At 66.7% G+C, this 25,318-nt stretch carries 20 protein-coding genes; 1 reads left to right on the forward strand and 19 read right to left on the reverse strand.

The window, feature by feature from the left end:
- Positions 1-64: 64 nt before the first annotated feature.
- The 17 genes from WS91_RS18660 to coq7 form a co-directional block, all read right to left on the reverse strand.
- Positions 65-571: a peroxiredoxin gene (locus tag WS91_RS18660; RefSeq protein ID WP_038754464.1), complete on the reverse strand. Its 507-nt coding sequence runs from the start codon at positions 569-571 to the stop codon at positions 65-67.
- A 182-nt stretch (positions 572-753) separates the two neighbouring features.
- The gene (gene ftsZ / locus WS91_RS18665) at positions 754-1,950 is read right to left on the reverse strand and encodes a cell division protein FtsZ (protein ID WP_038754467.1); all 1,197 of its coding nucleotides are present in this window, start codon (positions 1,948-1,950) and stop codon (positions 754-756) included.
- A 108-nt stretch (positions 1,951-2,058) separates the two neighbouring features.
- Entirely contained in the window at positions 2,059-3,291 is a 1,233-nt protein-coding gene (ftsA, locus tag WS91_RS18670) for a cell division protein FtsA (RefSeq protein WP_006025154.1), read from the reverse strand.
- A gap of 26 nt (positions 3,292-3,317) precedes the next feature.
- The gene (locus WS91_RS18675; protein ID WP_038754469.1) at positions 3,318-4,070 is read right to left on the reverse strand and encodes a cell division protein FtsQ/DivIB; all 753 of its coding nucleotides are present in this window, start codon (positions 4,068-4,070) and stop codon (positions 3,318-3,320) included.
- Between the two features lie 20 nt (positions 4,071-4,090).
- Complete coding sequence (locus WS91_RS18680; protein WP_038754472.1) at positions 4,091-5,029, reverse strand: D-alanine--D-alanine ligase; 939 nt, start codon at positions 5,027-5,029, stop codon at positions 4,091-4,093.
- A 1-nt stretch (position 5,030) separates the two neighbouring features.
- Positions 5,031-6,428 (reverse strand): UDP-N-acetylmuramate--L-alanine ligase, encoded by a 1,398-nt coding sequence (gene murC, locus WS91_RS18685; RefSeq protein ID WP_038754475.1) that lies wholly within the window; start codon positions 6,426-6,428, stop codon positions 5,031-5,033.
- Positions 6,425-7,525, reverse strand: a complete 1,101-nt coding sequence (gene murG / locus WS91_RS18690; protein WP_059647147.1) for an undecaprenyldiphospho-muramoylpentapeptide beta-N-acetylglucosaminyltransferase — start codon at positions 7,523-7,525, stop codon at positions 6,425-6,427. Before murG ends, murC begins: the two co-directional genes overlap by 4 nt.
- The gene (gene ftsW, locus WS91_RS18695) at positions 7,522-8,814 is read right to left on the reverse strand and encodes a putative lipid II flippase FtsW (RefSeq protein WP_038754480.1); all 1,293 of its coding nucleotides are present in this window, start codon (positions 8,812-8,814) and stop codon (positions 7,522-7,524) included. Before ftsW ends, murG begins: the two co-directional genes overlap by 4 nt.
- Entirely contained in the window at positions 8,811-10,325 is a 1,515-nt protein-coding gene (gene murD, locus WS91_RS18700; protein ID WP_059670758.1) for a UDP-N-acetylmuramoyl-L-alanine--D-glutamate ligase, read from the reverse strand. The genes ftsW and murD overlap by 4 nt, the downstream gene beginning before the upstream one ends.
- Before the next feature lie 25 nt (positions 10,326-10,350).
- A complete protein-coding gene (gene mraY, locus WS91_RS18705; RefSeq protein ID WP_006025147.1) occupies positions 10,351-11,520 on the reverse strand; it encodes a phospho-N-acetylmuramoyl-pentapeptide-transferase in 1,170 nt (389 codons plus the stop codon).
- Between the two features lie 14 nt (positions 11,521-11,534).
- Complete coding sequence (locus WS91_RS18710; RefSeq protein WP_059670752.1) at positions 11,535-12,941, reverse strand: UDP-N-acetylmuramoyl-tripeptide--D-alanyl-D-alanine ligase; 1,407 nt, start codon at positions 12,939-12,941, stop codon at positions 11,535-11,537.
- Positions 12,938-14,482 carry a UDP-N-acetylmuramoyl-L-alanyl-D-glutamate--2,6-diaminopimelate ligase gene (locus tag WS91_RS18715; RefSeq protein WP_059670753.1) on the reverse strand — a complete coding sequence of 515 codons (1,545 nt, stop codon included), beginning with the start codon at positions 14,480-14,482 and terminating at the stop codon, positions 12,938-12,940. The genes WS91_RS18710 and WS91_RS18715 overlap by 4 nt, the downstream gene beginning before the upstream one ends.
- Positions 14,479-16,323, reverse strand: a complete 1,845-nt coding sequence (locus WS91_RS18720) for a peptidoglycan D,D-transpeptidase FtsI family protein (RefSeq protein ID WP_038754490.1) — start codon at positions 16,321-16,323, stop codon at positions 14,479-14,481. Before WS91_RS18720 ends, WS91_RS18715 begins: the two co-directional genes overlap by 4 nt.
- A complete protein-coding gene (gene ftsL / locus WS91_RS18725) occupies positions 16,320-16,649 on the reverse strand; it encodes a cell division protein FtsL (RefSeq protein WP_038754492.1) in 330 nt (109 codons plus the stop codon). Before ftsL ends, WS91_RS18720 begins: the two co-directional genes overlap by 4 nt.
- Positions 16,646-17,587 (reverse strand): 16S rRNA (cytosine(1402)-N(4))-methyltransferase RsmH, encoded by a 942-nt coding sequence (rsmH, locus tag WS91_RS18730; RefSeq protein ID WP_038754495.1) that lies wholly within the window; start codon positions 17,585-17,587, stop codon positions 16,646-16,648. The genes ftsL and rsmH overlap by 4 nt, the downstream gene beginning before the upstream one ends.
- Positions 17,588-17,610: 23 nt before the next feature.
- A complete protein-coding gene (gene mraZ, locus WS91_RS18735; protein WP_059670754.1) occupies positions 17,611-18,039 on the reverse strand; it encodes a division/cell wall cluster transcriptional repressor MraZ in 429 nt (142 codons plus the stop codon).
- Positions 18,040-18,426: 387 nt separating this feature from the next.
- A complete protein-coding gene (gene coq7 / locus WS91_RS18740) occupies positions 18,427-19,053 on the reverse strand; it encodes a 2-polyprenyl-3-methyl-6-methoxy-1,4-benzoquinone monooxygenase (protein ID WP_038754501.1) in 627 nt (208 codons plus the stop codon).
- A 281-nt stretch (positions 19,054-19,334) separates the two neighbouring features.
- Between coq7 and WS91_RS18745 the strand changes: the two genes are divergently transcribed.
- A complete protein-coding gene (locus WS91_RS18745) occupies positions 19,335-20,495 on the forward strand; it encodes a porin (RefSeq protein ID WP_059583241.1) in 1,161 nt (386 codons plus the stop codon).
- A 633-nt stretch (positions 20,496-21,128) separates the two neighbouring features.
- Here WS91_RS18745 and WS91_RS18750 read toward each other — a convergent pair.
- Together WS91_RS18750 and WS91_RS18755 are read right to left on the reverse strand one after the other, a co-directional pair.
- A complete protein-coding gene (locus WS91_RS18750) occupies positions 21,129-22,802 on the reverse strand; it encodes a long-chain fatty acid--CoA ligase (protein WP_038754507.1) in 1,674 nt (557 codons plus the stop codon).
- Positions 22,803-22,941: 139 nt separating this feature from the next.
- Complete coding sequence (locus WS91_RS18755) at positions 22,942-25,017, reverse strand: molybdopterin-containing oxidoreductase family protein (protein WP_059583238.1); 2,076 nt, start codon at positions 25,015-25,017, stop codon at positions 22,942-22,944.
- Positions 25,018-25,318 lie beyond the last annotated feature (301 nt).

Below are 25,318 nucleotides of genomic sequence, written 5' to 3' on the forward strand. Positions count from 1 at the left end.
CCGTGTTACAACCGCGTGTCGGGCGCGTCGCGGCGTTGCCGAAAGACAACGCCGCACGCGCCTTTCAACGCGTCAAACTCGCCAGCACGCTGGCCGCATCGCTCACTTCGAACTTGCCCGGCGCTTCGACGAAGAGCGTCTTGACCACGCCGTCGTCGACCACCATCGCATAGCGCCGGGAACGAATTCCCATGCCACGCGCGGACAAGTCCTGCGTCAGTCCCAGTGCATGAGTGAAAGCCGCGCTGCCGTCCGCCATCATGCGCACCTTGCCCGCGGTGTGCAGATCGCGTCCCCAAGCGCCCATCACGAATGCGTCGTTGACGGCAACGCACCAGATCTCATCGACGCCCGCCGAGCGCAACGGCTCGGCATGCGCGACGTAGCCCGGCACATGCTGCGCCGAGCAGGTCGGCGTGAACGCGCCCGGCAATCCGAAGATCACCACGCGCTTGCCCGCCGCCTGCTCGCGCACGCCAAAGGCGTTCGGCCCCAGCGTGCAGCCCGCGCGCGCGTCGTCGAGATACTCGAAGAGTTGCGTGTCGGGCAGCGTGTCGCCCACTTGAATCATGCCTGGTCCTTCATAGCGATACGATCGTTCGCAACAGACGACACGGCCCAGCCCGGCCTCGCACAAGCGAAGCGGGCGACTTTCCCGGCCCGGCGTCGCGAGCGACGCGGCCTGTCGTCAGCCGTTTCATCCGTCACGTCGGCTCGTGCCGCGCCAAACCGCGCGGCGCGAAGCCTCGCGCGTCAGTCGGCCTGCTTGCGCAGGAATGCCGGAATGTCGTACGTGTCGACACCCTTCTCCTGCAGCGCCTGCACGTGCGACGCAGCCGTCTCGCGCGAATTGCGCCACACGGCCGGCGTGTCGAACGCGCCGTAGTCGCTCGTGCTCACGTGATGCGAAGCCGCGTAGCCGTGCGACGCCGCGTTGACCGGCTGGTTGTCCGTACCCGTGCGCAAAAGCGTCATCGGTGCGGACTGCTGCTTCTTCGCCGCGCGGCCGAGGCCCGTCGCGACGACCGTCACGCGCAGCGCGTCGCCCATCGCGTCGTCGTACACCGCGCCGAAGATCACGGTCGCGTCGTCGGCCGCGTAGCTCTTGATCGTGTTCATCACTTCGCGCGTTTCCGACAGACGCAGCGAGCGGCTCGACGTGATGTTGACGAGCACGCCGCGCGCGCCCGACAGATCGACGCCTTCGAGCAGCGGGCTCGCGACCGCCTGCTCGGCCGCAAGACGCGCGCGATCGACGCCGGCGACCGTCGCCGTGCCCATCATCGCCTTGCCCTGCTCGCCCATCACCGTCTTCACGTCTTCGAAGTCGACGTTCACGAGGCCGTCGACGTTGATGATCTCGGCAATGCCCGCGACCGCGTTGTTGAGCACGTCGTCAGCACACTGGAAGCACTTGTCCATCTCGGCGTCGTCGCCCATCACCTCGAACAGCTTGTCGTTCAGAACGACGATCAGCGAGTCGACGTGATCCTCCAGTTGCTGCGAACCTGCTTCCGCGACGCGCATCCGCTTGCCGCCTTCGAATTCGAACGGCTTGCTGACGACGCCGACGGTCAGAATGCCCATCTCCTTCGCGATCTGCGCGACGACGGGCGCCGCGCCCGTGCCGGTGCCGCCGCCCATGCCGGCCGTGATGAACACCATGTGCGCGCCGCGCAGCGCGTCGGCGATCCGCTCGCGCGCTTCCTCGGCCGCCGCACGGCCCATCTCCGGCTTCGCGCCGGCGCCGAGGCCGGTGTTGCCGAGCTGGATCACGGACGGTGCACGCGAGCGCGACAGCGCCTGCGCGTCGGTGTTCATCACGACGAAATCGACGCCCTGAACACCCTTGTTGATCATGTGCTGCACCGCGTTGCCACCTGCGCCGCCGACGCCGATCACCTTGATGATCGTGCCGTTGGTTTCGGTTTCCAGCATTTCGAATTCCATTATTGCCTCCGTCAAGAAAAGAACCGCTACTCGGCCGTTATTCGGCGGAAGATCGGGCAACCCTCCGTCGCGCGCCGGCCGCCGGCACCGGCGCGAATGTCGAAATCGTCAGAAGTTGCTGAGGAACCACTCCTTCATCCGCGAGAAGATCTGCCCCGCGGAACCGGATTGCACGGCGACCTTGCGCCCGCGCATCCGTTGAGCGCTGCCCTCGACGAGAAGACCCATCGCCGTCGAATAGCGCGGATTGCGCACGACGTCCGAGAGCCCGCCCGCGTATTCCGGCGCGCCGATGCGCACCGGCTTCAGAAAAATGTCTTCGCCCAGCTCGACCATGCCGGGCATCATCGCAGCCCCGCCCGTGAGCACGACACCGGAACTGAGTAACTCTTCGTAACCGGACTCGCGCACGACCTGCTGCACGAGCGAGAACAGCTCTTCGACGCGCGGCTCGACGACGGCCGCGAGCGCCTGTCGCGACAGCGTGCGCGGGCCGCGTTCGCCCAGGCCCGGCACCTCCACCATCTCGTCCGGATCGGCGAGCGCCTGCTTCGCGATCCCGTAGCCGACCTTGATGTCTTCCGCATCGGGCGTCGGCGTGCGCAGCGCCATCGCGATGTCGCTCGTGATCTGGTCGCCCGCGATCGGAATCACCGCCGTGTGGCGAATCGCGCCTTCCGCGAAGATCGCGATGTCGGTCGTGCCGCCGCCGATGTCGACGAGCACGACGCCGAGATCCTTCTCGTCTTCCGTCAGCACCGCGAGCGACGACGCGAGCGGCTGCAGAATCAGGTCGTTCACTTCCAGCCCGCAGCGGCGCACGCACTTCACGATGTTCTGCGCGGCGCTCACCGCGCCCGTCACGATGTGCACCTTCACCTCGAGGCGGATGCCGCTCATGCCGATCGGCTCGCGCACGTCCTCCTGGCCGTCGATGATGAATTCCTGCGTGAGGATGTGCAGCACCTGCTGGTCGGTCGGGATGTTGATCGCCTTCGCGGTTTCGATCACGCGCGCGACGTCGGTCTGCGTGACTTCCTTTTCCTTGATCGCGACCATCCCGCTCGAGTTGAAGCTGCGGATGTGGCTGCCGGCGATGCCCGTGAAGACGTTGGTGATCTTGCAGTCGGCCATCAGCTCGGCTTCCTCGAGCGCGCGCTGAATCGATTGGACGGTGGCCTCGATGTTCACCACCACGCCTTTCTTCAGCCCCTTCGACTCGCTCTGGCCGAGGCCGATGACCTCATAGTGGCCCTCGCCCTTCAGCTCCGCGACGACGGCCACCACCTTCGACGTGCCGATGTCGAGGGCAACCAGCAGATCCTTGTAGTCTTTGCTCATAGAGTGCTCTTGCGTGTGATGTCGTGTTACTTCTTGCCCTTGTCGGTGTCGGTCAGGAACCGCATGCCCGCCGCGCGGATCGCGAATCCGTTCGGATAGCGCAGATCCGCGTACTCGATGTCGCTGCCCCAGCGCTGCGTGACGGACGGCCACGCGGCGACGAGGCGCTGAACGCGGTCGGGCAGCGAATCGCCGTTGCGCTCCCGGCCGAGCTCGACCTGCATGCCGTTCGACAGCTTCACCGTCCATGCGTAGCGCGGCGACAGCGTCACTTCCTCCGGCGTCGCGCGGATCGGCGCAAACCATTTCGCGAAATCGCGATAGCGCGCGACGACTTCCTTCGCGCTGCCTTCGGGGCCGTCGAACGACGGCAGTTCCTCGTCGAGCTCGCCCTGATTCGCGGTGAAGAGCTCGCCGTCGACGCTCACGAGCTGGTCGTTGCCCCAGGTCCCGAGCGGCTTGTATTCCTCGAGCGTCACGGCGAGCGCGTTCGGCCACACCCGGCGCACGCTCGCGTGGCGCACCCACGGCATCTGCTCGAACGCGACCCGCGCGGTATCGAGATCGACGGTGAAGAAGTTGCCCTTCAGCCGCCCGACGACGCCCGCGCGCACGATCGGCGCGTTGATGTGCTCGGTGTCGCCGTCGATCCGGATTTCGCGCAGTGCGAATGCCGGGCGCTGGATCAGCCAGTAGCAGCCGGCCGCCGCCAACACGAGCAGCAGCAGCGCGTACAACGCGCTGGCGGCAAGGTTGAGTTGGCGAACGTTATTCCACATGGTTCAAGTCCGGTCCTGCATCAATCGAGCGTGAGCGAAAGCACCTTCACCACCAGCTCCGAGTAGCTGATGCCGACCGCGCGCGCCGCCTTCGGCGGCAGCGAGTGATCGGTCATCCCCGGCGCGGTGTTCACTTCCAGGAAATACGGGTTGCCCGCGGCGTCGAGCATGAAGTCCGCGCGGCCCCAGTCCGTGCAGCCGAGCACGTCGAACGCGCGGCGCGCGAGGCGCTTGAACTGCGCTTCCTGCGCGGCGTCGAGGCCGCACGGAATCAGGTATTGCGTGTCGTTCGCGATGTACTTCGCGTGATAGTCGTAGAACTCGCCCGCGGGCACGATCTTGATGAGCGGCAGATCGAGATCCGCGGCGATGCACGCGGTGTACTCGCCGCCGCCTTCGATGCTCTTCTCGACGATCACGATCTTGTCGTGCTTCGCCGCTTCTTCCAGTGCGGCGGGCAACGCATCGGCGCTTTTCACCTTTTCGACCGCGACGCTCGATCCCTCGCTCGCCGGCTTCACGAAGAGCGGCACGCCGAGCTTCGCGACGATGTCCTGCGCGCGCGCCGCATAATCGTCGCCGCGCAGCACCGTCTCGAACGGCGGCGTCGGGATGCCCGTCTGCTGCCAGACGAGCTTCGTGCGGAACTTGTCGAGCCCGAGCGCCGAGCCGAGCACGCCGCTGCCCGTGTAGCGGATGCCGTAGAAATCGAGCGCGCCCTGGATCTGGCCGTTCTCGCCGTAGCCGCCGTGCAGCGCGTTGAACGCGCGCTCGAAGCCTTCGTCCTTGAGCGCCGCGAGCGGCCGCTCCGCCGGATCGAACGGATGCGCGTCGATGCCCGCGTCGCGCAAGCCCTGCAGCACCAGCCGGCCGGAGTTCAGCGACACCTCGCGCTCGGCGGATTCCCCGCCGAGCAGCACCGCCACCTTGCCGAAACGTTTCGGATCGATCCCGCTCATGTCATCCCTTCTGTTGCGTGTCTTGCGCGAGCTTGCCCGGCACCCCGCCGATCGAGCCCGCACCCATCGTGATCACCACGTCGCCCGCGAGCGCGACCTTCGCGAGCGCGTCCGGCACCTCGTCGACCGTCGCGACGAACACCGGATCGACCTTGCCCGCCGCGCGCAGCGCGCGCGACAGCGCCTCGCCGTTCGCGGTCGCGATCGGCGCCTCGCCCGCCGCGTACACCTCGGTCAGCACGAGCGCGTCGACGGTCGACAGCACGTTGACGAAATCGTCGAAGCAGTCGCGCGTGCGCGTATAGCGATGCGGCTGGAACGCGAGCACGAGCCGGCGGCCCGGGAACGCGCCGCGCGCGGCCGCGATCGTCGCCGCCATCTCGACCGGATGGTGGCCGTAGTCGTCGATCAGCGTGTACGCGCCGCCGCCCGCGACCGCGATCTCGCCGTAGCGCTGGAAGCGCCGGCCGACGCCGTTGAATTCCTCGAGCGCCTGCTGGATCGCCGCATCGGCCACGTCGAGATCGGTCGCGATCGCGATCGCGGCGAGCGCGTTCTGCACGTTGTGCAGGCCGGGCATGTTCAGCACGACGGGCAGCGGCTCGCGCCCTTCGCGCAGCACCGTGAAGTGCATCCGGCCGTCGCGCGCCTCGACGTTCTCCGCGCGCACCTGCGCATCCGCCGCGAAGCCGTAGCGCACGACGGGCTTCGAGATCAGCGGCACGATCTGCCGCACGTTCGCGTCGTCGATGCACACGACCGCGCTGCCGTAGAACGGCAGCCGCTGCGTGAATTCGATGAACGCCTGCTTGAGCCGCGCGAAGTCGTGGCCGTAGGTATCCATGTGATCGGCGTCGATGTTCGTGATGACCTCGATCACCGGATACAGATTCAGGAACGACGCGTCCGATTCGTCGGCTTCCGCGACGATGAAGTCGCCCGTGCCGAGCCGCGCGTTCGCGCCGGCGCTCGTGAGGCGCCCGCCGATCACGAACGTCGGATCGAGCCCGCCTGCCGCGAGCACGCTCGCGACGAGGCTCGTCGTCGTGGTCTTGCCGTGCGTGCCGGCGATCGCGATCCCCTGCTTCAGGCGCATCAGCTCCGCGAGCATCACCGCGCGCGGCACGATCGGCACACGCAAATGGCGAGCGGCGAGCACTTCGGGGTTGTCCGAGCGCACCGCGGTCGACACGACCACCGCGTTCGCGCCTTCGATGTTCGCCGCATCGTGGCCGATCGACACGCGCGCGCCGAGCGCCTCGAGGCGTTCGGTCACCGCGTTGCGCGCGAGATCGGAGCCGCTCACCTGATAGCCCAGGTTCACGAGCACTTCGGCGATGCCGCTCATGCCCGCGCCGCCGATCCCGACGAAATGAATGTGTTTGACGATGTGTTTCATTGCTTTCCTTCCAGGTTCGCGCCCGCCACCGCCGCGCACACGCGCGCGACTTCGTCGGTGGCGTCCGGCTTCGCGAGCGAGCGCGAACGTTCGGCCATCGCCGCGAGCGATTCCCGCGACTGGCCGCGCAACCAGTCGGCGAGCAGCTCGGCCGACAGGTCGCGTTGTTGCACGAGCACCGCCGCGCCTTGCTCGGCAAGGAACTCGGCGTTGGTCGTCTGATGATCGTCGACCGCGTGCGGGAACGGCACGAACAGCGCCGCCACCCCGACCGCCGCGATCTCCGCGACCGTCATCGCGCCCGAGCGGCAGATCACGAGATCCGCATTCGCGTAGGCGGACGCCATGTCGTCGATGAACGGCACGAGCGCGACGTCGCTGCCGCACGCGAGGCCCGCGGTTTCGTAGTTCTCCTTCAGCGTATCGATGTGCTTCGCGCCCGCCTGATGCACGACTTGCGGCCGCTCGTTCGGCGCGAGGAGCGCGAGCGCGCGCGGCACGACTTCGTTCAGCGCGGCCGCGCCCAGGCTGCCGCCGACGACGAGCAGCTTCAGTTTCCCGCCGCGCGCCGCGTAGCGCGCCTGGGGCGGTTCCGTGCGCGCAAGTTCCGCGCGAATCGGGTTGCCCGTCCATTCGGCGCCCGGCAGCGCGCCCGGAAACGCGACGAGCACGCGCTTCGCGAGCTTCGCGAGCACCTTGTTCGTCAGGCCCGCGATCGAATTCTGTTCGTGCAGCACGAGCGGACGGCCCGTCAGCACGGTCATCAGCCCCGCCGGGAACGTGATGTAGCCGCCCATGCCGAGCACGACGTCGGGCTTCACGCGGCGCAGCGCCTGCAGGCTCTGCGTGCACGCGCGCAGCAGATTGAGCGGCAGCGCGAGCTTCGTCTTCAGGCCCTTGCCGCGCAGCCCGCCGAAGCGCACATACTCCATCGGGATGCCGTGCTTCGGCACGAGCGTCGCTTCCATGCCGGCCGGATTGCCGAGCCACACGACGCGCCAGCCCTGCGCCTCCATCCGATGCGCGACCGCGAGCCCCGGGAACACGTGGCCCCCGGTGCCGCCGGCCATCACCATCAGCGTGCGCCGAGAGGTCATACCTTGCCTCCGCGCATCAGCACCCGATTTTCATAATCGACGCGCAGCAACACCGCGAGCGCGACGCAGTTGAGCAGAATGCCCGAGCCGCCGTAGCTCACGAGCGGCAGCGTGAGCCCCTTGGTCGGCAAAAGGCCGAGATTCACGCCCATGTTGATGAACGCCTGCGCGCCGAACCAGATGCCGACGCCCTTCGCCATCAACCCTGCGAACGTGCGATCGAGCGCGAGCGCCTGGCGGCCGATCTCGAATGCGCGGCGCACGATCCAGTAGAACAGCAGGATCACGACGAGCACGCCGACGAAGCCGAGCTCCTCGCCGATCACCGCCAGAATGAAGTCGGTGTGCGCTTCCGGCAGGTAGTTGAGCTTTTCGACGCTGCCGCCCAGGCCGACGCCGAACCATTCGCCGCGCCCGAACGCGATCAGCGAATGCGTGAGCTGATACGCCTTGCCTTGCGCGTAGCGCTCGTCCCACGGATCGAGGTACGCGAAAATCCGCTCGCGCCGCCACGGCGACAGCCACACGAGCATCGTGAAGGTGCCGACCGCCGTCGCGACAAGGCCGCCGAACAGCTTGCCGTTCACGCCGCCGAGGAACAGCACGCCCATCGCGATCGCGGCGATCACCATGAACGCGCCCATGTCCGGCTCGAGCAGCAGCAGCGCGCCGACGAGGCCGACCGCGCACGCCATCGGCAGGAAGCCCTTCGCGAAGCTCTGCATGTACTCCTGCTTGCGCACCGTGTAGTTCGCCGCGTAGATCGTCACCGCGAGCTTCATGATTTCCGACGGCTGCATGTTCGTGATGCCGAGCGGAATCCAGCGGCGCGCGCCGTTCACGCCCTTGCCGACGTGCGGAATCAGCACGATCACGAGGCCGACGAGCGCGATCAGGAAGAGATGCGGCGCGTACTTGTCCCATGTCGACACCGGCACGCGGAACGCGATCACCGCCGCGACGAACGCGACGACGAGCGACACGCAGTGGCGCAGCAGGAACGCGTAATCGTGATACGACGCGTATTTCGGCGAATCCGGCATCGCGATCGACGCCGAATACACCATCACGACGCCAAGGCCGAGGAGCGCGATCGACACCCATAGCAACGAGTAATCGAAATCGAGCATCCGCGAGCGGGTCGGGCGCGCGCCGTTGACGACGCTCGCGAGCCCGCCCGCCGCCGCGCGCGCGCCCGAGGCCGCCCGCGCGGCGGTGCGCGGCGCGCCGCCGCCGCCCGCGTCGCGCGTGCCGTTGAAGCGGGAAACGAGGCGATCGGACCAGCTCATAGCGTCGTTCCTTTTTCCAAGGCGATGTCTTCCACCGCGCCGTGGAACACCTCGGCCCGATGCGCGTAATTCCGGAACATGTCGAGGCTCGCGCACGCGGGCGACAGCAGCACCGCGTCGCCCGGCTGCGCGAGCGCGCTCGCCGCGCGCACCGCGGCGTCGAGCGTCGCGTGATCGGCAAGCGGCACGCCTGTATCGGCGAGCGCCGCGCGAAGCGCGGGCGCGTCGCGGCCGATCAGCATCACCGCCCGGCACCACCGCTCGACGGGCGCCGCGAGCGGCTCGAAATCCTGGCCCTTGCCGTCGCCGCCCGCGATCAGCACCGCGCGCTGCGCGAGGCCGTCGAGCGCCGCGACCGTCGCGCCGACGTTCGTGCCCTTGCTGTCGTCGACGTAATCGACGCCGTCGAGCGTCGCGATCACTTCGACGCGGTGCGGCTCGCCGCGGTATTCGCGCAGGCCGTGCAAAAGCGGCGCGGCCGGCAGGTCGATCGCGCGCGCAAGCGCGTATGCGGCGAGCGCGTTCGCCGCGTTGTGCAGCCCGCGGATGCGCAACGCGTCAGCGGGCATCAGGCGCTTCAGCGCGATGTCGGGCGGGTTCGCCGCTTCCTGCTTGCGGCGGCGCGACGGCGCGGCGGGCGCATCGGCCGCGTCGCGATCGACCGCCTCGACGAGCCAGGCGATCCCGTTCTCGCGCAGCAGCCCGTAATCGCCGTCGGCGGCCGGCTCGTTCAGGCCGAACGTGATCGCGCGCGGCGCGTCGGCCGCCGCCGCAAGCGGCGCGAACTTCATCACTTCGGCGTCGTCGCGGTTGAGCACGCGCGCCGTGCGCGGCCCGAAGATCCGCCCTTTCGCGGCCGCGTACGCGGCGAAGCCGCCGTGCCAGTCGAGGTGGTCCTGCGTGATGTTGAGGATCGTCGCGGCGTCGGGCGCGAACGTGTGCGCGGTTTCGAGCTGGAAGCTCGACAGCTCGAGCACCCACACGTCCGGCAGCGCGGCCGCGTCGATCGCCGCGGTCAGCTTGTCGAGCATCGCCGGGCTGATGTTGCCCGCAACCGCGACCTTCTTGCCCGCGCGCTCGCACAACAGGCCCGCGAGGCTCGTCGTCGTGGTCTTGCCGTTCGTGCCGGTGATCGCGATCACCTTCGGCGCGTAACCGTTCGCGCCGAGCGTGCCGAGCGCCTGCGCGAAGAATTCGAGCTCGCCCCACACGGGAATGCCCCGCTCGCGCGCGGCGGCGAGAAGCGGCGCGAGATCGCCGGCGAGCGGCGACAGCCCGGGGCTCAGCGCGACGAGCTCGATCCCGCCGTCGATGAGCGCCGGCGAAAACGCGCCGCCGACAAATTCGGCGTCGATCCCGGCGGCCGTCAACGCGGCAAGGTTGGGCGGCACCTCGCGCGTATCGGCGACGCGCAGCCGGCACCCATGCCTCGCGCACCACCGCGCGATCGCGAGGCCCGATTCGCCGAGCCCCAGCACGAGCACCATCGGCCGCCGCCGATCTCCGAACATCTCGCCAAACATCCTTACCTTCCCTTTACCGCAGCTTGAGGGTGGACAAACCGAACAGGCACAACATCAACGTGATGATCCAGAAGCGCACCACCACTTGCGTTTCCTTCCAGCCCGACAACTCGAAATGGTGATGCAGCGGCGCCATCTTGAAGATGCGCCGCCCCTCGCCGTAACGCTTTTTCGTGTACTTGAACCACGTGACCTGCAGCATCACGGACAGCGTCTCCGCGACGAAGATGCCGCCCATGATGAACAGCACGATTTCCTGCCGGACGATCACGGCGACCGTGCCGAGCGCGCCGCCCAACGCGAGCGCGCCGACGTCGCCCATGAACACCTGCGCCGGGTGCGTGTTGTACCAAAGGAACGCGAGCCCGGCGCCGCCCATCGCCGAGCAGAAGATCAGCAGCTCGCCCGCGCCCGGAATATGCGGAAACAGCAGATATTTCGAATAGACGGCGCTGCCCATCACGTACGCGAACACGCCGAGCGACGCGCCGACGAGCACCACCGGCATGATCACGAGGCCGTCGAGCCCGTCGGTCAGGTTCACCGCGTTGCTCGCGCCGACGATCACGAAATAGGTGAGCGCGATGAAGCCCCAGACGCCGAGCGGATAGCTGATCGACTTCAGGAACGGCAACATCAGGTCGGCGCGCGCGGGCAGCCCCATCGACAAGCCGCTCCGCACCCACGCCATGAACAGGTCGAACACGCGCACATTGCTCGCCTCGGACACGCTGAACGCGAGATAGACGGCCGCGAACAGGCCGATCACCGATTGCCAGAAATACTTTTCGCGCGACGACATGCCGCGCGGGTCCTTGTAGACGACCTTGCGATAATCGTCGACCCAGCCGATCACGCCGAAGCCGAACGTGACGAGCATCACGATCCAGATGAAGCGGTTCGTCAGATCGCCCCAGAGCAACGTCGCGACCGCGATGCCGATCAGGATCAGCACGCCGCCCATCGTCGGCGTGCCGGATTTCACGAGGTGCGTCTGCGGGCCGTCCTTGCGCACCGCCTGGCCGACCTTCATCTGCGTGAGCTTGCGAATCACCCACGGGCCGCAGACGAGACCGATCACGAGCGCCGTGATGGTGGCCATCACCGCCCGGAACGTCAGATACGTGAACAAGCGCAAAAAGCTTGCGTCACCTTGCAGCCATTGCGCCAACGCCAGCAGCATGCTTACTTCCTTCCTCAGTGTGCGCCGGGCGCTGCGCCCGGCGCGGTTTCGTTCGCGAGCGCGCCGACGACGCGCTCCATCTTCATGAACCGCGAGCCCTTCACGAGGAGCGTCGCGTGCGCGCCGAAGCTCGCGGCGAGCAGCGCGGCGGTCAGCGCCGCCGCGTCGTCGAAGTGGCGCGCGGCCCCGCCGTACGCCTCGCACGCGGGCAGCGTGGCCGCGCCGAGCGCGAAAAGCGCGTCGATCCCGCGCTCGCGCGCATAGCCGCCGATCTCGCGATGAAACGCCGGCCCATCGTCGCCGACTTCGCCCATCTCGCCGATCACGAGCACGCGCGGCGCCGATTGCGCGGCGAGCACGTCGATCGCGGCGCGCATCGAATCGGGGTTCGCGTTGTAGGTGTCGTCGATCACCGTCGCGCCCGCGAGCGAGCCGATGGTCGCGCGCGTCACCTGCAGCCGCCCCTTCACTGGCACGAACGCCTCGAGCCCCGCTTTGATCGCCGCGAGCGGCACGCCGGCCGCGAGCGCCGCCGCCGTCGCGGCGAGCGCGTTGCGCGCGTTGTGCTCGCCGAGCGCGTTGAGCTGCACGTCGACGCGGCCGCCGGGCGTCGCGATCGCGAGCCGGCTGCCGTCGAGCGCGCCCGTCACCGCGGCGGGCGCGTCGCGCCCGGCGCCGTGCAGCGCGAAGTCGACGATCCGGTTGCCGGTCGCCGCGACGCGCCAGATGCCCGCGTACGCGTCGTCGGCCGGAAACACCGCGACGCCGTCCGGGCCGAGTGCGTGGATGACGGCCGCGTGCTCGAGCGCGACCGCCTCGACCGTCGCCATGAATTCCTGATGCTCGCGCTGCGCGTTGTTCACGAGCGCGACCGTCGGCGCGGCAATGCGCGCGAGCGTCTCCGTCTCGCCCGGATGATTCATCCCGAGCTCGACGACCGCGAGCCGGTGCGCGGCGGTGAGGCGCAGCAGCGTGAGCGGCAGGCCGACGTCGTTGTTGAAGTTGCCCGAGGTCGCAAGGCGCGCGTCATCGCCGACCGCCGCCGCGAAGATCGACGCGATCATCTCCTTCACGGTCGTCTTGCCGTTGCTGCCCGTGACCGCGACGAGCGGCATCGAAAAGCGCATCCGCCAGCCGTGCGCGAGCGCGCCGAGCGCGGCGCGCGTATCGGCAACCTTCAGCGCGGGCAGGTTCCATTCGGCCGGGCTGCGCGATACGATCGCGGCGCTCGCGCCGCGCGCGGCCACGTCGCCGACGAAATCGTGCGCGTCGAAGCGCTCGCCCTTCAGCGCGACGAACAGATCGCCCGGCCCCGCCGTGCGGCTGTCCGTCGACACCCGCTCGAACGACGCGCACTCGTCGCCGAGCACCGTCGCGCCGGGAATCATCGCCGCGGCTTCGCGCAAGGTCAGCATCGTCATTCGCCGCCTCCGCGAGTCTGCGTCGTGCGCGCGGCGAGCGCGAGGCGCGCATGATCCTGATCGGAGAACGTGCGCTTCTTGCCCATGATTTCCTGCGTCGCCTCGTGCCCCTTGCCGGCCAGCAGCACGACGTCCTCGCGCGCGGCGCCGCGCACCGCCTGCAGGATCGCGCTCGCGCGGTCCTCGATGCGGCGCGCCTTCGCGGCGTCCTGCATGCCGGCGGCGATCTGGTCGATGATCGTCTGCGGATTCTCGCTACGCGGGTTGTCGCTCGTCACGACGACCTTGTCCGCGAGCCGTTCGGCGATCGCGCCCATCAGCGGGCGCTTGGTCGCGTCGCGGTCGCCGCCGCAGCCGAACATGCAGACGAGCTCGCCGCCGCGCGCTTGCGCGATCGGGCGCAGCGCGTCGAGCGTCTTCTCGAGCGCGTCCGGCGTGTGCGCGTAGTCGACGACGACGAGCGGCTCGTCGTTCTGAAGCCGCCCGCCGAGCCGCTGCATCCGCCCGTTGACCGATTCGAGCTTCTGGATTTCCGCGAGCGCCGCGTCGAGCGGCACGTCGGCCACGAGCAGCGTGCCGAGCACCGCGAGCAGATTGCTCACGTTGAACGCGCCGAGCGTGCCGACTTCGACGTCCGCTTTGCCCCACGACGAGCTCAGATGAAATGCGGTGCCCGTCGCGGTCGCGCGCACGTTCGTCGCGACGAGCTCGCGATCGGCGTCCGCCGCTCGCGGCCGCGCGCCGATCCCGTACGCGATCGTCCGCACGCGGCCGGCGAGATTCGCGAGCAGGCGGCGGCCGGCCGGATCGTCGCGATTGACGATCGCGACGCGCAGCCCGCGCCACGCGAAGAGCTTCGTCTTCGCCGCCTCGTAAGCCTCGAACGTGCGGTGGTAATCGAGGTGATCCTGCGTCAGGTTCGTGAACACCGCGACGTCGAACGCGGTGCCGTTCACGCGCCCCTGGTGCAGCGCGTGCGACGACACTTCCATCGCAATGGCCTGCGCGCCCGCGCCGCGCAGCTGCGCGAGGCTGCGCTGCAGTTGCGGCGCGTCGGGCGTCGTGAAGCCCGTGTGCACGAGCTGTCCGGGCATCCCGCTGCCGAGCGTGCCGATCACCGCGCACGGCTCGCGCAACGCGGTGAGCGCGGTCGCGATCCATTGCGTGCACGACGTCTTGCCGTTCGTGCCCGTCACGCCGACCGTGAACAGCGCATCGCTCGGATCGCCGTACCAGCCGCTCGCGATGTCGCCCGCGAGCTCGTCGAGCGCGGGCACGGCGAGCGACGTCGCGGGGTCGAGACCTTCGGCCGAGAACCCTTCCGGCTGATACAGCACGGCCGCCGCGCCGCGCGCGAGCGCGTCGGCAATGAACGGACGATTGTCCGCGCCGTCGACCGCATAGGCGACGAATATGTCGCCTGCTTGCAGGCTGCGCGTGTCGGCATGCAATTGCGCGCCGGACGCGGCATGCGCGCGCAGCCACGCGAGCGCGGCTGCGATCTGTTGGTGCGCCGGATGAGAACTGCGCGCGGCGCTCATCGAACTACTCCAGGACGGTTGTGTGTCGTGCTCGACACGATCATGTGCTTCGCCGGCGCGTTCGCGGCCAGCTTCTGCGGGGCGGCTGAGTTCGCCATATCGTCCGACACGACAAGCTGCTTGACCGGCATGTTGGGCGGCACGTTCAGCGCGCGCAGCGTGTCGCCGACGATCGCGGAGAACACGGGGCCTGACACCTGGCCGCCGAAGTGGCCGCCCATCGTAGGCTCGTCGACCGACACCGCGACGACGATGCGCGGATTCGGCATCGGCGCCATCCCGACGAACGACGCACGATACTTCTTGTGATCATAGCCGCGGCCGACCTGCTTGTAAGCGGTGCCGCTCTTGCCGCCGACGCGGTAGCCCGGCACCGCCGCGTTCGGCGACGTGCCCTGCGGCGACACGACGGATTCGAGCATCGTGCGCACTTCGCGCGCGGTCGTCGGCGAGAAGATGCGCGGCCCGGTCGCCGGCTGCGCGTCGCTCGTCTTGAAGATCGTAACGGGCATCAGCTCGCCGTCGTGCGCGATCGCGGTGTACGCGCGCGCGAGCTGGAACAGCGACACCGACAGGCCGTAGCCGTACGACATCGTCGCCTGCTCGATCCGCCGCCAGTTCTTCCACGGACGCAGCCGGCCCGCCGCCGCGCCGGGGAACCCGACCTTCGGCGCCTGCCCGAGCCCGATGCCCGCATACATATTCCACATTTCCTCGGGCTTCATCGTCATCGCGATCTTCGTCGCGCCGATGTTGCTCGATTTCTGGATCACGCCGCCCACCGTCAGCGTGCCGAAACCCGAATCGTCGGTGATCGGCGCGCCGTCGAGCACGAAGTGGCCGTTGCCCGTGTCGACGAGCGTGTTCGGCGTCACGCGATGCAGATCGAGCGCGAGCGACACCGTGAACGGCTTCATGATCGAGCCCGGCTCGAACACGTCGGTCAGCACGCGGTTGCGCAACTGCTCGCCCGTCAGGTGCGAGCGATCGTTCGGGTTGTACGTCGGATAATTGACGAGCGACAGCACCTCGCCCGTCTGCACGTCGATCACCATCGCCGCGCCCGCCTTCGCGTGAAACTTCTCGACGGCCGCCTTCAGATTCGTATACGTGATGTACTGGATCTTGCTGTCGATCGACAGATCGACGTCGTCGCCGTTGTGCGGCGGCACCTGCGCGTCGACGTCCTCGACGATGTGCCCGACGCGGTCCTTGATCACGTGGCGGCTGCCCGGCGTGCCGACGAGCATCTTCTGGTCGGCGAGCTCGACGCCCTCCTGCCCTTCGTCCTCGACGTTCGTGAAGCCGATCAGGTGCGCGGTGATCTCGCCTTCCGGATAGAAGCGCTTGTACTCGGCACGCTGATAGATGCCGGGAATGTCGAGCTTCGCGACCTGGTCGGCGACGTCGAGCGGCACCTGGCGCTTCACGTAGACGAAAGTCTTGTCCTCCGACAGCTTCGTCTTCAGCTCCTTCGCCGTCATCCCGAGCAGCTTGCCGAGCGCGTCGAGCTTGTCCGCGCCGAGATCGTCGGGCACGTCGGCGGGAATCGCCCAGATCGCGCGCACGGGCAGGCTCGTCGCCAGCACGAGGCCGTTGCGATCGAGGATCTTGCCGCGCGTCGCCGGCAATTCGAGCGTGCGCTGATAGCGGCTTTCGCCCTGTTTCTGATAGAACGCGTTGCCGGGCCCCTGAATCCAGAACGCGCGGATCGCGAGCGCGACGAACGCCATGAACAGCATGAACACGACGAGCTTCGAGCGCCACATCGGCAGATGGACCGACAGCACCGGGCTCGATGCGAACTTCACGCCTTGCGTGCGCTTCGACGCGGGCTTCATCGCGCGCCCCCCTGCGACGCGGCGGACGCCGGCAGCGGCGCGTCGACGGCCTTCGCCGCGCCGGGCGCGAGCGTCAGGTACTGCGTGCGCCCCGTCGTGATCGACTGCATCTTCAGCGAGCTCGTCGCGAGCTGCTCGATGCGCGACGTCTTCGACAGCGCGCTCTGCTGATACTGAAGCTGCGCGTAGTCCTGCTGAAGCTGATGCTCCTGCGATTGCGCGCGCTGCAATTGAATGAAGATCTGCCGCTGCTGGTTGGTCGAATTGACGACCGACAGCGCGCATCCCATCACGATGATCAGCAGGAAGATGTTGAGGCGGCTCATGGCGCGACGCGCTCCGCGATGCGCATCACCGCCGAACGGGCACGCGGATTGGCCACGACTTCCGCGTCGCTCGGAAACTTCCGGCCGAGCAGCTTGAGCGGCGGGCTGGGCAGATCGACGGCGCGGATCGGCAGGCGGCGGTCGACCGCAGGCGCGCTGGCGTGCGTCTGCATGAATCGCTTGACGATCCGGTCCTCGAGCGAATGAAAGCTGATGACCACCAGCCGCCCCCCTTGCTCCAACAACGACAGTGCTGCCTCTAGAACGACTTGCAGGTCCGCAAGCTCTTGATTGACGTGAATCCGTATAGCTTGAAAGGTGCGGGTTGCCGGGTCCTTGCCCTTCTCACGGGTCTTGACGACGTGACCCACGATTTCGGCAAGCTCGCCCGTGCTGTCGAGAGGCCCGAGACGGCCGGACTCTGCCCGGCGAGCAACAATCGCCTTTGCAATCTGAAAAGCAAACCGTTCTTCCCCATAATCTCGTATCACCTCCGTCAATTCCTGCACCGACGCCCGCGCGAGCCACTCGGCCGCCGACTCGCCGCGCGTCGGGTCCATCCGCATGTCGAGCGGGCCGTTCGCGCGGAAACTGAAACCCCGCTGCGGATCATCCACCTGCGGCGACGACACGCCCAGGTCCAGCAACACGCCCGACACCCGCCCCACTCCGCGCGCGTCGAGCGCACCCTTCAGCGCCGCGAAGCTGTCGTGGACGATCTCGAAGCGCGCGTCCTCGATGCCCTTCGCCGTCTCGATCGCGCGCGGGTCCTTGTCGAACGCAATCAGCCGCCCCGCTTCGCCCAAGCGCGCGAGCACCGCGCGGCTATGGCCGCCGCGTCCGAACGTGCCGTCGACGTACACGCCGTCGGGCCGCGTCACGAGCGCATCGACCGCTTCGTCCAACAGCACCGTGCGATGCTGCAATTCGTTTCCCATCGCGGGCGTCTCCGTCACCGCAATCAGAACGTGAAATTCTTCAGCGCTTCGGGCATGCCCTGCGCCATCGCCGCCTGCTCCTTCGCGATGTAGGTCTGCGCGTCCCACAGCTCGAAGTGACTTCCCATTCCCAGCAACATGACTTCCTTTTCCAACCCGGCCGCCATCCGCAGCTCGGGAGACACCAGAATCCGGCCCGCGCTGTCGAGATCGACGTCCATCGCGTTGCCGAGAAAAATACGGCGCCACCAATGCGCATCCATCGGCAGCGCGGCGATCTTCGCGCGGAACACTTCCCATTCGGGGCGCGGAAACAGCAACAGGCAGCCGTCCGGGTGCTTGGTCACAGTCACCCGTCCTTCTGCCTGTCCTTGCAGCGCTTCGCGATAGCGAGACGGCATCGACATCCGCCCTTTCGCATCGAGCGTCAGCGCCGACGCCCCTTGGAACACTTTTCCGCTCTCCCGATCAGGGCACCGAAGTACCCGCCCAATGCTGAGAATCTAGCCGGAAAAGCCCGGCAAATCACACAAAAATACACTTTCTCACACTGTCTCCCACTTTAGAGGAAGGCCTATGGGCGGTCAAGGGAGGCTCCCGTTTTTTTGACGAATTTTGTTAGTCAGAACAAGGACTTACGCTCGCCTCCTCAAGCTGGCCCTCAAACCAAAAAACGTTATAAATGAATGGGCTAGTGCATCTTGTGAAAGTGGTACATGAGAAGCACGCCCCAGGTGGGCGCGACAGCAGGTATTTCGGCGGGGGAAAAGGCGCGGGAAAAGAGGCGGGTTTCCGTCGTCGGCCGGGACGCCGCGCATGCGGCCGTCCCGACGTATGTCTCACAGATAGTATGCAGTGCTTGTCATGACTTTCGACGCGGCGCGCATCAGCATCCGCGCCGGCATCGGCAGTTCGATGCCGCCCGCGTCGGTCGCCGTCTTGCCGTGCTTGACCTCGTCGGCGCGCATCTGCTCGACGATCGCGCGCGATTCGACATCGGCCGCCGGCAGCGCCGACAGATGGCTGTCCAGATGGCTCTCGACCTGCCGCTCCGTCTCGGCCATGAAGCCGAGGCTCACCTTGTCACCGAGACGCCCGGCGACGACGCCGATCGCGAGCGCGCCCGCATACCACAGCGGATTCAGCAGGCTCGGCCGCGAATCGAGTTGCTTCAGGCGGTGCGCGGTCCACGCGAGGTGATCCTCCTCCTCGCGCCCCGCATGCTCGAACATCTCCTTTAACTCGGACGACGACGTCGTGAGCTTCTGCGCCTGATAGAGCGCCTGCGCGCAGACCTCGCCGACGTGATTCACCCGCATCAGCCCCGCCGCGTGCTTGCGCTCGGCGGCAGTGAGCTCGGCGGGCGCCGCGGCATCAGGCGCGGGCACCGGCCGGCTCATCCGGCTCACGCCCGTGATCGAGCGCAGGCCCCGGTCAAATTCACTGATCAGTTCGTCAAACACCATCGCGTTTCTCCGTGCGGGCATATTGCACGCAGTAAGGAATTCGTAACAATTTTATTGCGGCTACCTAGCACGGTAGCGCCGGAAAATAGCGGTTAACCCGTGATTTTAACCATTGTTGCGTAAAGGAAACATGGGAGACGCGTGTACCGCTCTTTCGCTTTGTCCCAAAAAGTCCTTTTGCTACATTACGAGCGGCTTCATTCGAAGTTCGCGCGGGTATCGCCATCAAAAACAAACATCGGCCCCGCCACAATAAATTTGTCATCCTTGGAGATCTTTTAATGAAAAAGTCGCTTCTCGCGCTCGTCGCGCTGAGCGCGTTCGCTGGCGCCGCTCATGCGCAAAGCAGCGTGACGCTGTACGGCATCATCGACGAAGGCTTCAACATCAACACCAACGCTGGTGGCAAGCACCTGTACAACCTGTCGAGCGGCGTCATGCAGGGTAGCCGCTGGGGCCTGCGCGGCACGGAAGACCTCGGCGGCGGCCTGAAGGCTGTGTTCGTCCTCGAAAACGGCTTCGACGTGAACTCCGGCAAGTTCGGTCAGGGCGGCCTCGAATTCGGCCGTCAGGCTTACGTCGGCCTGTCGAGCGGCTTCGGCACCGTCACGCTCGGCCGCCAGTACGACTCCGTCGTCGACTTCGTCGGTCCGCTGGAAGCGGGCGATCAGTGGGGCGGCTACATCGCCGCTCACCCGGGCGACCTCGACAACTTCAACAACGCGTACCGCGTGAACAACGCAGTCAAGTTCACGAGCGCGAACTACGGCGGCTTCACGTTCGGCGGCCTGTACAGCTTCGGCGGCGTCGCCGGCGACTTCAGCCGCAACCAGACCTGGTCGCTCGGCGCAGGCTACACGAACGGCCCGCTCGTGCTGGGCGTCGGCTACTTGAACGCGCGCACGCCGGCGACGGCTGGCGGCCTGTTCGGCAACAACACGACGACGAGCACGCCGGCTGCCGTGACGACCCCGGTCTACGCAGGCTACGCATCGGCTCACACGTACCAGGTGATCGGTGCGGGCGGCGCCTACTCGTTCGGCGCGGCGACGGTCGGCGTCACGTACTCGAACATCAAGTTCATGAATTTCGCGAGCACGGCATTCCCGAGCCAGACCGCGACGTTCAACAACGCGGAAGTCAACTTCAAGTATCAGTTGACCCCGGCGCTCCTCGCCGGCGCGGCGTATGACTACACGCAAGGCAGCAAGATCGCCGGCGCGTCGGCAGCCAAGTATCACCAGGGCTCGGTCGGCGTCGACTACTTCCTGTCGAAGCGCACCGACGTCTACGCAATCGGCGTGTATCAGCACGCTTCGGGCAACGTGATCGAAGCCGACGGCAACACGGTCGGCCCGGCAACCGCCGCGATCAACGGCCTGACGCCGTCGTCGAACCGCAACCAGTTCGCGGCGCGCGTGGGCATCCGCCACAAGTTCTAATAAGCGGGTAACACTCGGTAGTAACTTAAAAGGCGCCTTCGGGCGCCTTTTTTATTGATGCGGGTTCGGCCTGCGACAGGTTGGCGCTTTTTTGCTGGGTCGAAGAGATGTCGGGCGGCGCAAGAAGGTAAGCGCACGCACCGCAACGATAGCCTGGCTTCCGAGTTGCCGGCCGCGAAACGTGCGGAAGCGGCGAACCGGCGTGCAAGGAGGGGCAGCAACGCTACGGCCTCCGGGGGCGGTGCCGGAACGGCTGCGCGAGCACGGTTGCGGGATTGCGTTCATTCATCCGGCCTTGCTCCGCCATGCGTCAGCGAGAATCGAAGCCGTTCGCGCCGGAATGTCGCATCAAGGAAACCGTTCGCATTTGCGCGGGCATGAACCGCCACACGTCGACATTCAATGCAAAACGCCCGATGCGGCGCACCGGGCGTTATGGCGATCAACTTCTGCCGACCTGTTCCGGAACTCGACGTTGATGCGACCGTGAGAAACAGCGCAGCGGTTCGAAAGCAAGCGTCCCGGGAAGCGAACGCCTCGATTCGGAAACGAGCGGACGGCAGCCGCCGCAGGCCCGCCGCGTCAAGCCGGGCGACGCCGCCGCCCATTCTGAGCGCGGCGGGGCGATGCCCGTTACGCCTTGCCGTCGCGCAACTCGCGCCGCAGGATCTTGCCGACGTTGGTCTTCGGCAGATCGGCGCGGAATTCGACGTACTTCGGCCGCTTGTAGCCAGTGAGCCGATCCTTGCAGTAGGCGATCAGATCCTTGTCGGTGAGCGCCGGGTCCTTCTTGACGACGAACAGCTTCACCGCCTCGCCCGAGTGCTCGTCGGGCACGCCGACGGCCGCGACTTCGAACACGCCCGGGTGCGACGCGACCACGTCCTCGACCTCGTTCGGATAGACGTTGAAGCCCGACACGAGAATCATGTCCTTCTTGCGGTCGACGATCTTCACGTAGCCGCGTTCGTCCATCACGCCGACGTCGCCCGTCTTGAAGAAGCCGTCCGGCATCATGACCTTCGCGGTTTCGTCCGGGCGATTCCAGTAGCCCGCCATCACCTGCGGACCGCGAATGCAGATCTCGCCCGGCTGGCCCAGCGGCACGTCGTCACCCGCGTCGTCGCGGATTGCGATCTCGGTCGACGGTAGCGGCAAGCCGATCGTGCCGCTATATTCGGTGGCGGTGACCGGGTTGCAGGTCGCGACAGGCGAGGTTTCGGACAAGCCGTAGCCTTCGACGATCGGCGTCTTCGTCTTGTCGTACCAGCGCTTCGCGACGCTTTCCTGAATCGCCATCCCGCCGCCGTTGGCGACCGCGAGCTTCGAGAAATCGAGCTGCTCGAAATCCGGATGGTTCAGCAGCGCGTTGTACAGCGTGTTGACGGCCGGAATCGTGATGATCTGGTAGCCCTTCAACTCCTTGATCATGCCGGCGATGTCGCGCGGATTCGGGATCAAAATCCCCGTGCCGCCCGTGCGCAGCGTCAGCAGCCCGCAGACAGTCAGCGCGAACACGTGATAGAGCGGCAGCGCGATCACGGTGATGAACTGCTTCACTTCCGGGCGCTTCGCATGCGCCGGCTCATGCCATGCCTGCGCCTGCAGCACGTTCGACACGATGTTGCGATGAAGCAGCGTCGCGCCCTTCGCGACGCCTGTCGTGCCGCCCGTGTACTGGAGGAACGCGACGTCGTCGGGCGCAGGCTTCGCCTGCTTGAAGGACTGCCGGCCGCCCGCGGCGAGCGCCGCATTGAATCGCGTGTACGACGGCAGGCTCCATGCCGGCACCATCTTCTTCACGCGGCGCACGACGTAATTGACGAGGACGCCCTTCACGCCGAGCAGATCGCCCATCGCGGCGACGACGACGTGCTTGACCGACGTCTTCGCAATCACCGCCTGCAGCGTCGTCGCGAAGTTCTCGAGGATCACGATCGCCTCGGCGCCGCTGTCCTTCAATTGGTGCTCGAGTTCGCGCGGCGTATAGAGCGGATTGACGTTGACGACCGTATAGCCCGCGCGCAGCACCGCGGCGATCGCCACCGGGTACTGCAGCACGTTCGGCATCATGATCGCGACCCGCGCGCCGCGCGACAGGCCGCGCGACTGAAGCCACGCGCCGAGCTTGCGCGACAGCACGTCCAGCTCGCCGTACGTGATCGCCTTGCCCATGCAGATGAACGCCTTCTGGTCCCGATAAAGACTAAAGCTTTCGTCGAGCAGATCGGGGACGGACGAATACGGGGACGCGTCAATTTCGGCCGGGACACCGAGCGGATACGATTTCAGCCAAATTTTGTCCATGCGGCGCGTCTCCTCACTGATTTTCGAATGGTCGTGCTAAAAATTGGCATCGTAACGGGTCGGCCCGGTCCAGACAACCGGGTTAGACACTCCTTTCCAACTTGCGTAAAGATGCCGGAACGTTCGCTGCCGAATCGCGTCATCCGCGCTCGACCTCGACCAGACAGTCGTAGAACGTCGCGCCGCGGCCCAGATCGGTCAGCGCCTGGCTCGTCACCTGATTTGCGTTGCGGCCGTCCGGCGCAAGCTTCTTCCACCAGATCGACAGGCCGACGACGAGCCCTTCCCGCGCCCGGTCGGTCACGCGAGCCTTCGCGCGCAGCGAACCGCGATCGTTGAAGATACGCACCGGGTCGCCGTCGGCAATGCCGCGATGCTCGGCGTCGGCCGGATGGATGTCGAGGTGCGGCTCGCCCTCCGTCGCGCGCAGGCTCGCGACGTTGACGAACGTGCTGTTCAGGAAGTGGCGGGCGGGCGGCGAGATCATCGCGAGCGGATAGCGGGCAGCCAGCTCGGGCGCGCCGTCCGCGGATTCGTAAGGCGGCAGGTAGTCCGGCAATGGATCAAGGCCCATTTCTGCGAGGCGCTCGCTGTAGAACTCGCACTTCCCGGACGGCGTCCGAAAGCCGCCGTTTGCGAATGGCGCTTCGGCGAGCTTCAGCTTGAGCCAACCTGCCTGCTTGAGCGTGTCCCAATCGCTCTGCAGCGACGAATCGTTCCAGCGCAGCGACAGGCGAGCGAGCGTTTCGTCGTCGTCGTGGAGCGCCGGCTCGTCGAGCCCCATGCTGCGCGCGATGCCGCGAAATATCTCCGTGTTCGGGCGCGCCTCGCCGACCGGCGGGATCGACGGCAAGTTCGCCATCACATAGGTGTGACCATATGATTTGTGAACGTCGAGATGCTCGAGCTGCGTCGTCGCCGGCAACAGAAGATCTGCGTAGTCGGCGGTATCTGTCTTGAAATGCTCGAGAACGACGGTGAACAGGTCCTCTCGTGCAAAGCCGGCGGCGACCTTCTCCGAGTCGGGAGCAACGGCGACCGGATTCGAGTTGTAGACGATGATCGCCTCCACCTTCGGCCCGAAATCCTGATCGCCGGGATGCAGCAACGCGTCGCCAATTGCATTCATATTGATCGAACGCGGCAGCTTGTTCGGCCAATCCGGCAGCAAGTCAGGGCGCGCCAGAGCAGCGGAGTCGACTGGCGCCCATTCGGACGAGGACAGGAGCAGCCCGCCTGCGCGATCACGCCACGCCCCCGTGAGCGCGGGCAAACAGGCGATGGCGCGGACCGCGTTGCCGCCGCCGCGCACGCGCTGCATGCCGTAATTGAGACGAATCGAGGCCTTGCGCGTGCGTCCGTAAAGGCGCGCCAGCTCGACGATTTCCTCGACCGTCACGCCGCAGATCCCGGCTACGCGCTCGGGCGAATAATTCAGCGCGCGCACTTTCAGCGCATCAAAACCGAGCGTGTAATCGCGGATGTAGTCCTGATCGATGAGGCCTTCGTCGATCAACACGTGCATGATGCCAAGCGCAAGCGCACCATCCGTCCCCGGCTTCAACGCGATGTGTTGATGACATTTTTCCGCCGTCAACGAGCGGTACGGATCGATGGCGATCAGGCGCGCACCACGACGCTTGGCTTCTTGCGCGCGCGTCCAGAAATGCAGATTGGAGGCGATCGGATTTGCCCCCCAGATCAAGATGAGGTCGCTCTCCTCGTAGAATTCGAAATGCATCCCGACGCTCGCGCCGTACGTGTAGCGCAGCCCCGCGGCGCCGGCCGCCGAGCAGATCGTTCTTTCGAGGCGCGACGCACCGAGTTTGTTGAAAAAACGTTGAGCAATGCTTTCGCCCTGGATAAGCCCCATCGTTCCCGCATAGCTGTAGGGAACAATGGCTTCGGGGGCCCGGCGGGCGATTTCCGATAGCCTCTGCGCCACCAGGTTGTTCGCTTCGTCCCAACTGATCGGCTCGAATCGCCCCGCCCCTTTCCGGCCGATTCGCTTGAGGGGCACCGTGAGCCGCTCGGGGTGATGAACACGATCTGCATATCGGCTCACCTTGGTGCAGAGAACGCCTTGAGTTGGCGGATGATCGGGGTCGCCGGCGACCTTGACGGCTCTACCGTTCTCGACCGTGACGCGGATTGCGCACGTGTCGGGACAATCGTGCGGACAGACTGCTCGAGCGAATTGTGGGGGGATATTCATGCTCTGTTGCGCAAAATTTTTATTGGTTCGGAGATTTTACGCGCGGACGTCGCAAAAGTTTTTCGAGTCGAGATGCCCGGCTTACAGGCACGCCGCAGGTCAAAATAGCTAGATTTAAAGCAACTCGCTGTATGTGGGTCGCGGCGCTCACACCGCGAAACGCGTGGAGCAGATCGGCGGACTAGACGCGGGGGTCGGTCGAATCCCAAGAGCGCGTGCGTACCGTCCGAGAGGCCCGCCCGCGCTCGAGCGAGAAGGGAGTCGAGGCGGGAGCTGGAGCGCGAGGCTCCTGCCGAGGGCG

This window comes from Burkholderia sp. MSMB1498 (assembly GCF_001526245.1).
In the GTDB taxonomy this organism is placed as follows: Bacteria; Pseudomonadota; Gammaproteobacteria; order Burkholderiales; family Burkholderiaceae; genus Burkholderia; species Burkholderia savannae.

Excerpts from the sequence above, each read along its gene's own strand:
- WS91_RS18660 (WP_038754464.1), bottom strand. The coding sequence starts at position 571 with ATGATTCAAGTGGGCGACACGCTGCCCGACACGCAACTCTTCGAGTAT.
- ftsZ (WP_038754467.1), bottom strand. The coding sequence starts at position 1,950 with ATGGAATTCGAAATGCTGGAAACCGAAACCAACGGCACGATCATCAAG.
- ftsA (WP_006025154.1), bottom strand. The coding sequence starts at position 3,291 with ATGAGCAAAGACTACAAGGATCTGCTGGTTGCCCTCGACATCGGCACG.
- WS91_RS18675 (WP_038754469.1), bottom strand. The coding sequence starts at position 4,070 with ATGTGGAATAACGTTCGCCAACTCAACCTTGCCGCCAGCGCGTTGTAC.
- WS91_RS18680 (WP_038754472.1), bottom strand. The coding sequence starts at position 5,029 with ATGAGCGGGATCGATCCGAAACGTTTCGGCAAGGTGGCGGTGCTGCTC.
- murC (WP_038754475.1), bottom strand. The coding sequence starts at position 6,428 with ATGAAACACATCGTCAAACACATTCATTTCGTCGGGATCGGCGGCGCG.
- murG (WP_059647147.1), bottom strand. The coding sequence starts at position 7,525 with ATGACCTCTCGGCGCACGCTGATGGTGATGGCCGGCGGCACCGGGGGC.
- ftsW (WP_038754480.1), bottom strand. The coding sequence starts at position 8,814 with ATGAGCTGGTCCGATCGCCTCGTTTCCCGCTTCAACGGCACGCGCGAC.
- murD (WP_059670758.1), bottom strand. The coding sequence starts at position 10,325 with ATGTTCGGAGATCGGCGGCGGCCGATGGTGCTCGTGCTGGGGCTCGGC.
- mraY (WP_006025147.1), bottom strand. The coding sequence starts at position 11,520 with ATGCTGCTGGCGTTGGCGCAATGGCTGCAAGGTGACGCAAGCTTTTTG.
- WS91_RS18710 (WP_059670752.1), bottom strand. The coding sequence starts at position 12,941 with ATGACGATGCTGACCTTGCGCGAAGCCGCGGCGATGATTCCCGGCGCG.
- WS91_RS18715 (WP_059670753.1), bottom strand. The coding sequence starts at position 14,482 with ATGAGCGCCGCGCGCAGTTCTCATCCGGCGCACCAACAGATCGCAGCC.
- WS91_RS18720 (WP_038754490.1), bottom strand. The coding sequence starts at position 16,323 with ATGAAGCCCGCGTCGAAGCGCACGCAAGGCGTGAAGTTCGCATCGAGC.
- ftsL (WP_038754492.1), bottom strand. The coding sequence starts at position 16,649 with ATGAGCCGCCTCAACATCTTCCTGCTGATCATCGTGATGGGATGCGCG.
- rsmH (WP_038754495.1), bottom strand. The coding sequence starts at position 17,587 with ATGGGAAACGAATTGCAGCATCGCACGGTGCTGTTGGACGAAGCGGTC.
- coq7 (WP_038754501.1), bottom strand. The coding sequence starts at position 19,053 with ATGGTGTTTGACGAACTGATCAGTGAATTTGACCGGGGCCTGCGCTCG.
- WS91_RS18745 (WP_059583241.1), top strand. The coding sequence starts at position 19,335 with ATGAAAAAGTCGCTTCTCGCGCTCGTCGCGCTGAGCGCGTTCGCTGGC.
- WS91_RS18750 (WP_038754507.1), bottom strand. The coding sequence starts at position 22,802 with ATGGACAAAATTTGGCTGAAATCGTATCCGCTCGGTGTCCCGGCCGAA.
- WS91_RS18755 (WP_059583238.1), bottom strand. The coding sequence starts at position 25,017 with ATGAATATCCCCCCACAATTCGCTCGAGCAGTCTGTCCGCACGATTGT.